Genomic DNA, 14,129 nt, shown 5'->3' with positions numbered 1-14,129 from the left:
CGATTACTCCTCGTCCTCGATCCAGCCCATGGTCCGCTCTACGGCCTTGAGCCAGCTCTTGTACTCGCTCTCACGCCTGTCGGCGTCCATGCGAGGGGTCCATTCCGCCGCCCGGCGCCAGTTGGCGCGCAGCGCGTCGGTGTCCGGCCAGAAGCCGACGGCGAGGCCGGCGGCGTAGGCGGCGCCGAGGCAGGTCGTCTCGGCGACCATCGGGCGCACCACCGGCGCGTCCAGGAAGTCCGAGAGGTTCTGCATCAGCAAGTTGTTGGAGGTCATGCCGCCGTCGACCTTCAGCGCGGTCAGCTCGACGCCCGAGTCCTTCGTCATGGCGTCGCTGATCTCACGGGTCTGCCAGGCGGTGGCCTCAAGAACGGCGCGCGCGATGTGCGCCTTGGTGACGTACCGGGTGAGGCCGGCGATCACACCGCGGGCGTCGGGGCGCCAGTACGGGGCGAAGAGGCCGGAGAAGGCGGGCACGAAGTAGGCGCCGCCGTTGTCCTCGACGGAGGAGGCAAGCGTCTCGATCTCGGCGGCGGTCTTGATCATGCCCATCTGGTCGCGCATCCACTGGACGAGCGAGCCGGTGACGGCGATCGAGCCTTCGAGCGCGTAGACGGGCTTCTGGTCGCCGATCTGGTAGCCGACGGTGGTGAGCAGCCCGTTGTAGGAGTTCACCGGCTTGTCACCGGTGTTCATCAGCATGAAGGTGCCGGTGCCGTAGGTGGACTTGGCCTCGCCCTCGGAGAAACAGGTCTGGCCGAACAGGGCCGCCTGCTGGTCGCCGAGCGCGGAGGCGACCGGGACGCCATCGAGGATGCCGCCCTTGGCGTTTCCGTACACCTCGGCGGAGGAGCGGATCTCGGGCAGCACGGCCGCCGGGATGTCCATGGAGGCGAGGATCTTCTGGTCCCACGCCATCTCGTGCAGGTTCATCAGGAGGGTGCGCGAGGCGTTGGTGACGTCCGTGACGTGCACACCGCCGTCGGGGCCACCGGTCAGGTTCCAGATGATCCAGGAGTCCATCGTGCCGAAGAGGATGTCGCCTCGCTCGGCGCGCTCGCGCAGCCCCTCGACGTTGTCGAGCAGCCAGCGCACCTTGGGCCCCGCGAAGTACGAGGCGAGCGGCAGACCGGTCTGGCGGCGGAAGCGGTCCTGGCCGACGTTGCGGCCGAGCTCGCGGCACAGGGCGTCGGTGCGGGTGTCCTGCCAGACCAGCGCGTTGTGCACGGGCTCGCCGGTGTTCTTGTCCCACAGCAGCGTGGTCTCACGCTGGTTGGTGATGCCGATCGCCTTGACGTCGGCGGCGGTGATGTCCGCCTTGTCGAGCGCGCCGGCCACGACTTCCTGGACGTTGGTCCAGATCTCGGTGGCGTCGTGCTCGACCCAGCCGGGCTTGGGGAAGATCTGCTCGTGCTCCTTCTGGTCGACCGAGACGATCCGGCCGTCCTTGTCGAAGACGATGCAGCGGCTGGATGTGGTGCCCTGGTCGATGGCGGCGATGAACGGGCCGTGGCCGTGGGAGGAAGTCCCGTGGCCGTGGGAGGGAGTGCCGCTGGAGTGGTTGTCGCTCATGGGTGCTCCTGTAAGTCCGAAGGGGTTCTCGACGTGTCTCGTCAGGCGAAGGCGATGTTGTAGATACCACCGGCGATGGCGCCGCCGATCAGCGGTCCGACGACCGGGATCCACGCGTAGCTCCAGTCCGAGCCGCCCTTGTTGGGCAGCGGGATCAGGGAGTGCACGATGCGGGGACCGAGGTCACGGGCCGGGTTGATGGCGTAGCCGGTGGGGCCGCCCAGCGAGAGGCCGATGCCGACGACGACGAGCGCCGTGATCAGGACACCGATGACGCCGAGACCCTTGCCGTCGCCGTTGAGGCCCTGGGTCAGGATCGCGAGGACCAGGACCACGGTGGCGATGACCTCGGTGACCACGTTCTGGACCACGTTGCGGATCTCGGGTCCGGTGGAGAAGACGCCGAGCACCGGACCGGCCGCGCTCTCGCGGGCCTCGACGGACTTGCCGTCACCCACGCCGTCACCCACTATCTCGGGGTCGGTGAGGTGGGCGTGGAACTGGCCGTAGTAGGCCAGCCACACGAGGACCGCGCCGAGCATGGCGCCGAGGATCTGTCCGCCGAGGTACACGGGGACATCGCTCCACTTGGTGCCGCCCTCTATCGCCAGACCCAGGGTCACGGCGGGGTTGAGGTGGGCGCCCGAGAGAGGGGCGGAGATGTAGGCGCCGGTCAGTACCGCGAAGCCCCATCCGAAGGTGATCGCGAGCCAGCCCGCGTTCATTGCCTTCGAGCGCTTCAGGGTGACGGCGGCGCACACGCCGCCGCCGAGCAGGGTGAGTACGGCGGTACCGATGGTCTCGCCGATGAAGATGTCGTGGCTGGACACCCGCGACTCCTTTGTCCTTCGTCCAGGGGAAACCCCAACAGGCGAAGCGCCGGTTTCATCCGGTGCTCCGCGCCCTCATGGCTGAGGGCTGCCGGCCCATGGCGTTGTCACACTCTAACTCGTATTGCCGGTAGGTGTTCGACAATGCCGACCGTTGAACGGCAGTTTTCCCCCGGCTCAACGGGACGTCAAGGTTTCCGCGAGCAGGGATCCCTGATCGTTACCAGGTGGTACGAACCCCCAAACATCCGCGCATGCGGCCCCGGCCCCGCGACCAAGATCATGCGGTGGTATGGGGACGGTGCCACGCGGGCCTGTCGGCCGCCCGGGCCTGGCCGGGGTCTGGCCGGGGCCTGGCCGGTGAGCCCTGGTCGGCAAGCGCCCGGCCCAGGAAGCGCCCGGGGCGCCGCGAGCCACGGGATCCCGGGCTCCGACGCTAGAAGCGCCCGGCGCCCAGGTCGCGCGAGACGGCCCGGGCGCAGTCCCGTACCGCCGCCACGAGGTCCGGGCGCACCTCGCCTTCCTTGCAGACCCGCTCGACCGCGCCCGTGACGCCCACCGCTCCGACCGGCATCCTGCGCCGGTCGTGGATGGGGGCGGCCACCGAGGCGACGCCCTCCCAGGTCTCCTCGACGTCCGAGCCCCAGCCGCGCGCGCGGGTCACGCCGAGCACCTGCTCGAAGGCGTCGGCGCCGGTGACCGTACGGGGCGTGAACGCCTCAAGGGTGTGGTCCACCGCTTCGCCATGAGCCACCGGGTCGTACGCCGAAAGCACCTTGCCCAGCGCCGTCGAGTGCAGCGGCTGCATGGCGCCCACCTCGAGGACCTGGCGGCTGTCGTCGGGACGGAAGACGTGGTGCATGATCAGCACGCCCTGCTGGTGGAGCACCCCCACATACACGCTCTCGCCGCTTGAGCGGGCCAGATCGTCCGTCCACACCAGGGCGCGCGCCCGCAGCTCGTGGACGTCCAGATAGCTGTTGCCCAGACGCAGCAGCTCCGCCCCCAGCTGGTAGCGGCCCGACGCGGGGTCCTGCTCCACGAAGCCCTCGGCCTGCAACGTCCGCAGAATGCCGTGCGCGGTACCCTTCGCAAGGCCGAGCGTGGAGGCGACCTCCGAAAGGCCGAGCCGCCGCTCGCCCCCGGCGAGCAGCCGCAGCATGGCGGCCGCCCGTTCGAGCGACTGGATGTTGCGCGCCATCGCGCTCCCTCCCTTTCGGGCACTGCCGAGCCGGCGCTCGCCGCAGGAGCGGCCGACTCTGAAATCGACTGGTTCGACAATGCTGAACAGTATCGGCCGTTGCCGACCTCATGTCACCGCAGTGGGAACCCCGCGCACTGCTTCCGGACAGCTTGGCCTGTTCCCTCGCCCGGCGTCCGCCCCCTGATACACCCGCGCGCCGCCCGGGTCCGCCCGGTTAGGCTGACGTCGTGCGCCCTCCCACTGGACGGCGCAAAGCCGACAGCCGTCGCACTCCAGGGAGTACATCCATGGCCTCGTTGCCGTCCCCTTCCACTGACAGCCGGACCCGCGTCGACGCCCTGCGCGACGCGCTCGCCACCCGGGTGGTGGTCGCCGACGGCGCGATGGGCACCATGTTGCAGGCGCAGGACCCCACCCTGGAGGACTTCCAGGACCTCGAAGGGTGCAACGAGGTCCTGAACGCGACCCGGCCCGACATCGTGCGCTCGGTCCACGAGGCGTACTTCGCGGTCGGTGTGGACTGCGTGGAGACCAACACCTTCGGTGCCAACCACACCGCGATGAGCGAGTACGACATCCCCGAGCGGGTCTTCGAGCTGTCGGAGTCCGGTGCGCGCATCGCCCGCGAGGTCGCCGACGAGTTCACCGCATCCAGTGGACAGCAGCGCTGGGTGCTCGGCTCCATCGGGCCGGGTACGAAGCTGCCGACCCTGGGCCACATCGGCTACAGGACGTTGCGCGACGGTTTCCAGGCCAACGCCGAGGGCCTGATCGCGGGCGGCGCCGACGCCCTGATCGTCGAGACGACCCAGGACCTGCTCCAGACCAAGTCCGCCGTCCTCGGTGCCCGCCGCGCCATGGCGGCGGCCGGGGCCGACCTGCCGCTGGTGGTCTCGCTCGCCTTCGAGACGACCGGCACCATGCTGCTGGGCTCCGAGATCGGCGCCGCGCTGACCGCGCTCGAACCGCTCGGCGTCGACATGATCGGCCTGAACTGCTCGACCGGCCCCGCCGAGATGAGCGAGCACCTGCGCTACCTCACCCGCCACTCCCGCATCCCGCTGCTGTGCATGCCGAACGCGGGCCTGCCCGTCCTGACCAAGGACGGCGCCCACTTCCCGCTCGGTCCCGAAGGTCTGGCCGACGCACAGGAGAACTTCGTCCGCGACTACGGGCTCTGCCTGGTGGGCGGCTGCTGCGGCACGACCCCCGAGCACCTGCGCCAGGTGGTCGAGCGGGTACGCGGCCTGAGCCCCGCCGCCCGCGACCCGCGCCCCGAGCCCGGCGCCGCCTCGCTCTACCAGACGGTGCCCTTCCGCCAGGACACCGCGTACATGGCGATCGGCGAGCGGACCAACGCCAACGGCTCGAAGAAGTTCCGCGAGGCCATGCTGGAGGGGCGCTGGGACGACTGCGTGGAGATGGCGCGCGACCAGATCCGCGAGGGCGCCCACATGCTCGACCTGTGCGTCGACTACGTGGGCCGCGACGGCGTGGCCGACATGAACGAACTGGCCGGCCGCTTCGCCACCGCCTCCACCCTGCCCATCGTCCTGGACTCCACCGAACTCCCGGTCCTCAAGGCCGGGCTGGAGAAGCTGGGCGGGCGCGCGGTCATCAACTCCGTCAACTACGAGGACGGCGACGGACCGGAGTCGCGGTTCGCGAAGGTCACCGCGCTCGCCGCCGAGCACGGCGCCGCGCTGATCGCCCTGACCATCGACGAGGAGGGCCAGGCCCGTACCGTCGAGCACAAGGTCGCCATCGCCGAACGCCTCATCGCCGACCTGACCGGCTCCTGGGGCATCCGCGAGTCGGACATCCTCATCGACACCCTCACCTTCACCATCTGCACCGGCCAGGAGGAGTCGCGCGGCGACGGCATCGCCACGATCGGGGCGATCCGCGAACTCAAGCGCCGCCACCCCGACGTGGGGACCACGCTCGGCCTGTCCAACATCTCCTTCGGCCTGAACCCGGCCGCCCGGGTCGTGCTGAACTCCGTCTTCCTCGACGAGTGCGTGAAGGCGGGCCTGGACTCCGCGATCGTGCACGCCTCCAAGATCCTGCCCATCGCGCGCCTGGAGGAGGAGCAGGTCAAGGTCGCCCTCGATCTGATCTACGACCGGCGCTCTGAGGGATACGACCCCTTGCAGAGGCTCATGGAGCTCTTCGAGGGCGTCAACATGAAGTCGATGAAGGCGGGCAAGGCGGAGGAACTGGCCGCGCTCCCGCTGGACGAGCGTTTGCAGCGCCGCATCATCGACGGCGAGAAGAACGGTCTTGAGGCCGACCTCGACGAGGCCCTGCAGTCCGCGCCCGCCCTGGACATCGTGAACAACACCCTGCTCGCGGGCATGAAGGTGGTCGGTGAGCTGTTCGGCTCCGGTCAGATGCAGCTGCCGTTCGTCCTGCAGTCCGCCGAGGTCATGAAGTCGGCCGTGGCCCATCTTGAGCCGCACATGGAGAAGTCCGACGCGGAGGGCAAGGGCACGATCGTCCTCGCCACCGTGCGCGGAGACGTCCACGACATCGGCAAGAACCTCGTGGACATCATCCTGTCCAACAACGGCTACAACGTGATCAACCTCGGCATCAAGCAGCCGGTCTCGACGATCCTGGAGGCCGCACAGGAGCACAAGGCCGACGTGATCGGGATGTCCGGCCTCCTGGTCAAGTCCACAGTGATCATGAAGGAGAACCTGGAGGAGCTGAACCAGCGCAAGCTGGCCGCCGACTACCCGGTGATCCTCGGCGGCGCCGCGCTGACCCGCGCCTACGTCGAACAGGACCTGCACGAGATCTACGAGGGCGAGGTCCGCTACGCCCGCGACGCCTTCGAGGGCCTGCGGCTCATGGACGCCCTGATCGGCGTGAAGCGCGGCGTGCCCGGCGCCGTGCTGCCCGAGCTGAAGCAGCGCCGCGTCCCGAGGCGCCCCGCGACCGACGGGGAGCCGGCCGAACAGGACGCGCCCGAGGGCTCGGTGCGCTCCGAGGTGTCCACCGACAACCCGGTGCCCACCCCGCCGTTCTGGGGCACCCGCGTCATCAAGGGCATCGGCCTCAAGGAGTACGCGTCCTGGCTGGACGAGGGCGCGCTCTTCAAGGGCCAGTGGGGCCTCAAGCAGGCCCGCGCGGGCGGCCCCACCTACGAGGAGCTGGTCGAGACCGAGGGCCGCCCCAGGCTGCGCGGCCTGCTGGAGCAGCTGCACACCCGCAACCTGCTCGAAGCGGCCATCGTCTACGGCTACTTCCCGTGCGTGTCCAAGGGCGACGACCTGATCCTGCTCAACGAGGACGGTTCCGAGCGCACCCGCTTCACCTTCCCGCGCCAGCGCCGGGGCCGCCGGCTGTGCCTGGCGGACTTCTTCCGCCCGGAGGAGTCCGGCGAGATTGACGTGGTCGGGCTCCAGGTCGTCACGGTCGGCTCGAAGATCGGCGAGGCCACGGCCGAGCTGTTCGAGGCCAACTCCTACCGCGACTACCTCGAACTGCACGGCCTGTCCGTCCAGCTGGCCGAGGCGCTGGCCGAGTACTGGCACGCGCGGGTCCGCTCCGAGCTCGGCTTCGCCGGCGAGGACCCCTCGCAGGTGGAGGACATGTTCGCGCTCAAGTACCGCGGCGCGCGCTTCTCGCTCGGCTACGGCGCCTGCCCCGACCTGGAGGACCGGGCGAAGATCGCCGAACTGCTCGAACCCGAGCGCATCGGCGTCCACCTCTCCGAGGAGTTCCAGCTCCACCCCGAGCAGTCCACCGACGCCATCGTCATCCACCACCCCGAAGCCAAGTACTTCAACGCCCGCTGACCGGACGCCGCGCCGAATTCGACGCGCGTTCAGCGGGACCGACGTACACTGGTCGGCCCAGTAGAAGGCCGGTCGCTTTTCCCCGCTGGGGAGAGCGGCCGGCCTTCTCGTCCCCCCAGGAGGTGTGCCGATGACCAGTACGGTCCCCCAAGCCATGACCAGGACGGCCGAAGGCTCCGCCCTTCAGGCCGTCCTGCTCGACATGGACGGCACGCTCGTCGACACCGAGGGTTTCTGGTGGGACGCCGAGCGTGAGGCCTTCGCGGCCCTCGGCCATGTCCTGGACGAGTCCTGGCGGGACGTGGTGGTCGGCGGCCCCATGACGCGCAGCGCGGCCTTCCTGATCGAGGCCACCGGCGCGGACATCACCGTGCCCGAGCTGACCGTGCTGCTCAACGACCACTTCGAGGCGCGGATCAGCCGGGGCGTGCCGCTGATGCCCGGCGCTGCCCGGCTGCTCGCCGAGCTCGCCGACCACCGCGTGCCCACCGCCCTGGTCTCCGCCTCGCACCGGCGCATCATCGACAAGATCGTGCGCTCGCTGGGCCCTGAGCACTTCGCGCTGACCGTCGCGGGCGACGAGGTGGCCCGCACCAAGCCCTACCCGGACCCGTATCTGATCGCCGCCCGAGGCCTGGGCGCCGACCCGGCCAGATGCGCTGTCGTGGAGGACACCGCGACCGGGGTCGCGGCCGCCGAGGCCGCCGGCTGCCGGGTCGTCGCCGTGCCGTCGGTGGCCCCCATCGCGGCCGTGGACGGCCGGGTCGTGGTCGGCTCGCTCGAAGACGTCGACCTGGCCTTCCTGCGCACCCTGATCACCCGGGCGAACTAGCCGGCCTCCCCTCTGCCCGCGCGGACAGAGGCGAGGAAACGCATCGCAGTCGCCCGTGCGGCGTCGGTGACCTCCCGGGCCCCGGATCACGGTCCGTCAAAGGGACCCGCGGGTGATGTTCGTCACCCACTCAGGGGTCGACGCGGCGCCGATCACGTCCCTCCGGTTCCCGTCGGGCCACCCTTGTGTCCCGTTTGGTGAACCGGTGTACGAATCATTCCGGCACCCCGTGCCGGGGCCCCGGCGCGACGGCCGCCCCACCGATTCCCCGCGCACCGAAGCCGGTTCCAGCTTTGCCGCGCGGCGCACTAATCTCGTCGCGAGAACTTCGCCGCACCCTTATCTGCCCCGCCGCACACCCAGCGGACGGGAGCGCAGGTCCGATCGCACAAACCCGGCCCGATCGCCCCGCCCCGAACGGGCGGACGCGGCGGAGTGTCCCGTACACAGCTCCACCCCAAAGTGCCGGACAAGGGAGATCGTCCAGGATGAACCGCAAGACTTTGGTGCTGCCGGCCGTAGTGGGCCTGCTCGCCCCCGTACTCGCCGCGTGCGGCGGATCGGAGAGCGGGGGAGACGGCGGCAAGACCATCGTCGTGGGTACCACGGACCAGTTCGTGGCGACCAAGGACGCCCCCGCCCCGTTCGATCCGGCGCATGCCTATGAAACGGGCATCTGGAACGTGATGATGCAGACCACGCAGTCGCTGGTCCACGTTCCGCGCGGCGGCGGACTGCCGGTCCCCGACGCGGCCTCCTCGTGCGGCTTCACCGACAAGGAGAACGAGAGCTACCGCTGCACCCTGCGCACCGGCCTCGAGTTCTCCGACGGCACCAAGGTGACCGCCACCGACGTCAAGTACTCCATCCAGCGCGTGATGGACATCAAGGACGACAACGGCCCCGCCGGTCTCCTCGACAACATCGACACGATGGAGACCAAGGGCGACGCCGAGATCGTCTTCCATCTCAAGACGCCGGACGCCACCTTCCCGTACAAGCTCGCGACGCCCGCCGCGGGAATCGTGCCGAAGGACAAGTACGAGCCGAAGAAGCTGCGCAGTGGCTTCCAGATCGACGGTTCGGGCCCGTACAAGATGAAGGCCGAGGTCAAGAACGACCAGGCGGTCAAGGTCACCTTCACCAAGAACCCGAACTACAAGGGTGACGTGAAGTTCGCCAACGACAAGGTCGAGCTGCGCTCCTTCCCGACCGCCGAGGCCATGGGCACCGCGCTCGACAAGGGCGACATCGACCTGATGGCGCGCGCCATGTCGCCGGGGCAGATCCAGCAGATGCAGGTCAGCCCGAGCAAGGACATCAACCTGGTCGAGATGCCGGGCCTTGAGATCCGCTACTTGGCCTTCAACACCGACGACCCGTCGGTGAAGAACAAGGCCGTGCGCCAGGCGATGGCGCAGTCCATCGACCGCGGCGCGCTCGTGAGCAAGGTGTACGGGCAGTCCGCCGAGCCGCTGTACTCGCTGATCCCGGCCTCCATCGCCGGGCACACCAACTCGTTCTTCAACAAGTACGGCGAGGCCAGCAAGGCGAAGGCGGCGCAGATCCTCAAGGCCGCCAACATCTCGACGCCGGTCAAGCTCACGCTCAACTACACCAAGGACCACTACGGTTCGATCACCGCGGACGAGTTCAAGAACCTCTCCGAGCAGTTGAACGCGACCGGCCTGTTCAGCACGACCGTGCAGGGCACCGAGTGGTCGAAGTTCCGCCCGGCGCAGAAGAAGGGCGAGTACGCGGTCTACGGCCTCGGCTGGTTCCCCGACTTCCCCGACCCGGACAACTTCGTCGCCCCGTTCTTCGACAAGGACAACTTCCTCAACACGCCCTACCTCAGCACGGACATACGCAACACGCTGATCCCCGAGTCGCGGGTGGCCGCCGACCGCAACCAGGCGTCGAAGTCGTTCGAGCAGATCCAGGACATCGTCGCCAACGACGTCCCGGTCATCCCGCTGTGGCAGGGCAAGCAGTACGTCGCGGCCCGCACCGACATCACCGGCACCGAGTGGGCCATCGACTCCTCGTCCAACCTCCGGCTCTGGGAGCTGGGCCGGGGCAAGGCGTAACCCGGTCCAGACCGTCCCGCCCCCGGCTCGCTGGAGCCGGGGGCGGGACGGTCTGGATGGCGCTCCCGAGGAAGCCGGGGGCCGGCGCGCTCTACTGGGCGCCCGGCCGGACCAGCCCGCTCTCATACGCGTAGACCGCCGCCTGCACCCGGTCGCGCAGCCCGAGCTTCGTCAGCACGTGCCCCACGTGCGTCTTGACCGTCGTCTCGCTGACGAACAGGTCGGCGGCGATCTCCGCGTTGGACAGACCGCGCGCGACCAGCTTCAGGACCTCGACCTCGCGGTCGGTCAGGGTGTGCAGGATGTCCGGCACCGGGTCCTCGCCGGAGGGCAGGTGATCGGCGTACTTGTCGAGCAGCCGCCGTGTGATCGAGGGCGCCAGCATCGCCTCGCCGGCCGCGACCACCCGGATCGCCTGCACCAGCTCGTTGGCGGGAGCGTCCTTCAGAAGGAAGCCGCTGGCCCCCGCCTTCAGCGCCTCCACCACGTACTCATCGAGGTCGAACGTGGTCAGGACGAGCACCTTGGCCGGGCCGTCCTTGCCGGGACCGCTGATCTGCCGGGTGGCCTCCACCCCGTCCATCCGCGGCATCCGGATGTCCATGAGCACCACATCGGGCTGAAGCGCCCGCACCTGGTCGATGGCTTGCAGACCGTCACCGGCCTCACCGACCACCGCGATGTCCTGCTCGGCCTCCAGGATCATCCGGAAGCCGGTGCGCAGCAGCGGCTGGTCGTCGACCAGTAGGACGCGGATCGCCACGGGTACTCCTCATCAGGATTGCTGGACCGGGCCCATTCTGCCCTGCTCACCCCGGGTGGGAGGAAAGCCGGTGGGCTCAGCCTGCCGAATCCGGCGCCGCGACGACGGGGAGTGGGTATACCGGGGGAGTCCCGCCGAATTCGGGGCAGACCGCCTGGTGATCGCACCAGCCGCACAGCTTCGTGGGTCTCGGCCGCCAGTCGCCCGTCTCCGTGGCCAGCCGGATCGCCTCCCACAGCGCGTGCAGCTTCCGCTCCACCTGCACCAGATCCGCCTCGACGGGGTCATAGGTGAGCACGTCGCCGCTGCCGAGGTAGACGAGCTGGAGTCTGCGCGGCACGACCTGCTTGAGGCGCCACACCACCAGGGCGTAGAACTTCATCTGGAACAGCGCGCCCTCCGCGTACTGCGGACGCGGGGCCTTGCCCGTCTTGTAGTCGACGATCCGCACCTCGCCGGTCGGCGCCACGTCCACGCGGTCGATGACCCCGCGCAGCCGCAGCCCCGAATCCAGCTCCGTCTCCACGAAGAACTCCCGCTCCACCGGCTCCAACCGGGTCGGGTCCTCCAGCGAGAACCAGCGCTCCACCAGCCGCTCGGCCTCACCAAGCCACTTGGCCAGACGCTCACCCTCGGCGTCCTCGGCGAACAACTCGGCCAGCTCCGGCTTCGCCTCGCGCAACCGGTCCCACTGCCCGGGGATCATCGACTTGGCGCGCGGCGCGGTGCGCTCGGCCGCCGGATCGTCGAAAAGCCGCTCAAGCACCGCGTGCACCAGCGTGCCGCGCGTCGCCGCCTCGCTGGGCTTCTCCGGCAGCCGGTCGATCACGCGGAACCGGTACAGCAGCGGACACTGCATGAAGTCGTTCGCCCGCGACGGCGACAACGACGTCGGCTGCTGTGCGGCCGAAGCCCCACCGGTGCTCTCACTCATGACTCAGACCCTACGACCCGCCACTGACAGCGAGCGGAATACCATCGACGACAGGCGCCCTCACCCGGCATGATCGTGACATCGCAACCACGAGACAGACCGGCGAAGATTCGGCGGACGAGAAGAGTCCGGCCGGTACCCCTGGGCACATTCTCAGGGCAGACATCGTACCGACGAAGGGAACCCGTGGAAGACAGCGGCAAGCGCGGACGGCCGCGGTCCGGCGCGGAGGACAAGCCATCGGGCACGGGAGCGGGCCCCGGCAAGCAGCCCCGCCCGGGGCCCGGCGGCGGCCTGCTGATGGGACGCCCCTTCGGCGTGCCCGTCTACGTCGCCCCCAGCTGGTTCCTGGTCGCCGCCCTCATCACCTGGGTCTTCGGCGGACAGCTCGACCGCGTCCTGCCGGAACTCGGCGCCGCCCGCTACCTCGTCTCCCTCTTCTTCGCCGTCGCCTTCTACGCCTCCGTCCTGGTGCACGAGCTCGCCCACACCGTGGCCGCGCTCCGCTTCCAACTGCCGGTGCGCCGCATCCAGCTCCAGTTCTTCGGCGGCGTCTCGGAGATCGAGAAGGAGACCGAGACACCGGGGCGCGAGTTCGTCCTCGCCTTCGTCGGCCCCCTGCTCTCGCTGGTCCTGTCCGGCCTCTTCTACCTCGGCATGAAAGCCGTCGAACCCGGCACCGTGCCCGGTGTGCTGCTCGCCGGACTGATGATCTCCAACCTCATCGTCGCCGGCTTCAACCTGCTGCCCGGGCTGCCCCTGGACGGCGGCCGCATGCTCCGCGCCGTCGTCTGGAAGATCACCGGCAGACCCATGAGCGGCACCGTCGCCGCCGCCTGGGTCGGCCGCGCCCTCGCCGTCACCGTCCTCATCGGCCTGCCGATGCTCACCCAGACCGGGGTGCTCGGCAATTCCCCCGACGAGGTCAGCGGCATGGACACCGTCACCGACGCGCTGCTCGCCGCCATCCTCGCCGCCATCATCTGGACCGGCGCCGGCAACAGCCTGCGCATGGCCAGGCTGCGCGAACACCTCCCCGAACTGCGCGCCCGCACCCTGACCCGCCGCGCGGTTCCCGTCGAATCCACCACCCCGCTCTCCGAGGCGCTGCGCCGCGCCAACGCGTCGGGCGCGCGCGCCCTGGTCGTCGTCGACGGACACGGCGACCCGACCGCGCTGGTCCGCGAGGCCGCCATCGTCGGCGTACCCGAGCACCGCCGTCCCTGGGTCGCCGTCAGCGGCCTCGCCCAGGACCTCACCGACGGCATGCGCGTCCCGGCCGAACTCGCGGGGGAGCCGCTGCTCGACCTGCTCAGGGCCACCCCCGCCACCGAGTACCTGGTGGTCGAGGAGACCGGTGAGATCTATGGAGTGCTCTCCGCGGCCGACGTGGAGAAGGCCTTCGTCGCCGCCATGGCCCGGCCCGGCTCCTAGCGCCCGCCCAGTCACCCCGGACCCGGACCTCCGCCCCGGACCCGGACCTCCGCCCCGGACCCGGACCTCCGCCCCGGACCCGGACCTCCGCCCCGGACCCGGACCTCCGCCCCGGACCCGGACCTCCGCCCCGGACCCGGACCTCCGCCCCGGACCCGGACCTCCGCCCCGGACCCGGACCTCCGCCCCGGACCCGGACCTCCGCCCCGGACCCGGACCTCCGCCCCGGACCCGGACCTCCGCCCCGGACCCGGACCTCCGCCCCGGACCCGGACCTCCGCCCCGGACCCGGACCTCCGCCCCGGACCCGGACCTCCGCCCCGGACCCGGACCTCCGCCCCGGACCCGGACCTCCGCCCCGGACCCGGACCTCCGCCCCGGACCCGGACCTCCGCCCCGGACCCGGACCTCCGCCCCGGACCCGGACCTCCGCCCCGGACCCGGACCTCCGCCCCGGACCCGGACCTCCGCCCCGGACCCGGACCTCCGCCCCGGACCCGGACCTCCGCCCCGGACCCGGACCTCCGCCCCGGACCCGGACCTCCGCCCCGGACCCGGACCTCCGCCCCGGACCCGGACCTCCGCCCCGGACCCCGGACCTGGCCCGGACCCGGACCCCCGCCCCCGGACCGCCGTCACAGCCGTGGCGTTCGCGACCTGGAAC

At 70.2% G+C, this 14,129-nt stretch carries 9 protein-coding genes; 4 read left to right on the top strand and 5 right to left on the bottom strand.

Annotated elements, in window-relative coordinates; genetic code table 11:
• Positions 1 to 3 precede the first annotated feature (3 nt).
• The 3 genes from glpK to ABR738_RS09085 all read right to left on the bottom strand — a co-directional run bounded on the left by glpK (position 4) and on the right by ABR738_RS09085 (position 3,603).
• Complete coding sequence (gene glpK / locus ABR738_RS09095; protein WP_350229455.1) at positions 4 to 1,572, bottom strand: glycerol kinase GlpK; 1,569 nt, start codon at positions 1,570 to 1,572, stop codon at positions 4 to 6.
• 41 nt (positions 1,573 to 1,613) lie between these two features.
• Complete coding sequence (locus ABR738_RS09090) at positions 1,614 to 2,402, bottom strand: MIP/aquaporin family protein (protein ID WP_350229454.1); 789 nt, start codon at positions 2,400 to 2,402, stop codon at positions 1,614 to 1,616.
• Positions 2,403 to 2,838: 436 nt separating this feature from the next.
• The gene (locus ABR738_RS09085; protein ID WP_350229453.1) at positions 2,839 to 3,603 is read right to left on the bottom strand and encodes an IclR family transcriptional regulator; all 765 of its coding nucleotides are present in this window, start codon (positions 3,601 to 3,603) and stop codon (positions 2,839 to 2,841) included.
• Positions 3,604 to 3,893: 290 nt separating this feature from the next.
• Here ABR738_RS09085 and metH point away from each other — a divergent pair, with 290 nt between their 5' ends.
• From metH to ABR738_RS09070, 3 genes are all read left to right on the top strand, one after another.
• Positions 3,894 to 7,412, top strand: coding sequence for a methionine synthase (gene metH, locus ABR738_RS09080; RefSeq protein WP_350229452.1), 3,519 nt, complete (start codon positions 3,894 to 3,896; stop codon positions 7,410 to 7,412).
• A 130-nt stretch (positions 7,413 to 7,542) separates the two neighbouring features.
• The gene (locus ABR738_RS09075) at positions 7,543 to 8,244 is read left to right on the top strand and encodes an HAD family hydrolase (protein ID WP_350229451.1); all 702 of its coding nucleotides are present in this window, start codon (positions 7,543 to 7,545) and stop codon (positions 8,242 to 8,244) included.
• Between the two features lie 488 nt (positions 8,245 to 8,732).
• Entirely contained in the window at positions 8,733 to 10,334 is a 1,602-nt protein-coding gene (locus ABR738_RS09070) for an ABC transporter substrate-binding protein (protein ID WP_350229450.1), read from the top strand.
• A gap of 91 nt (positions 10,335 to 10,425) precedes the next feature.
• Here the strand turns inward: ABR738_RS09070 and ABR738_RS09065 are convergent, their stop codons facing one another.
• Positions 10,426 to 11,097, bottom strand: a complete 672-nt coding sequence (locus ABR738_RS09065) for a response regulator (protein ID WP_350229449.1) — start codon at positions 11,095 to 11,097, stop codon at positions 10,426 to 10,428.
• 76 nt (positions 11,098 to 11,173) lie between these two features.
• The gene (locus ABR738_RS09060) at positions 11,174 to 12,031 is read right to left on the bottom strand and encodes a RecB family exonuclease (protein ID WP_350229448.1); all 858 of its coding nucleotides are present in this window, start codon (positions 12,029 to 12,031) and stop codon (positions 11,174 to 11,176) included.
• 186 nt (positions 12,032 to 12,217) lie between these two features.
• On the opposite strand from ABR738_RS09060, the gene ABR738_RS09055 reads away from it, so the two are divergent.
• On the top strand, positions 12,218 to 13,465 hold the full coding sequence (locus tag ABR738_RS09055) for a site-2 protease family protein (protein WP_350229447.1): 1,248 nt from the start codon (positions 12,218 to 12,220) through the stop codon (positions 13,463 to 13,465).
• The last annotated feature ends 664 nt before the right edge of the window (positions 13,466 to 14,129 follow it).

Source organism: Streptomyces sp. Edi4 (assembly GCF_040253615.1).
Lineage (GTDB): Bacteria > Actinomycetota > Actinomycetes > Streptomycetales > Streptomycetaceae > Streptomyces.
The sequence above is the reverse complement of the archived record's forward strand: the minus strand, read 5'-3'. Positions and strand labels throughout refer to the sequence as shown.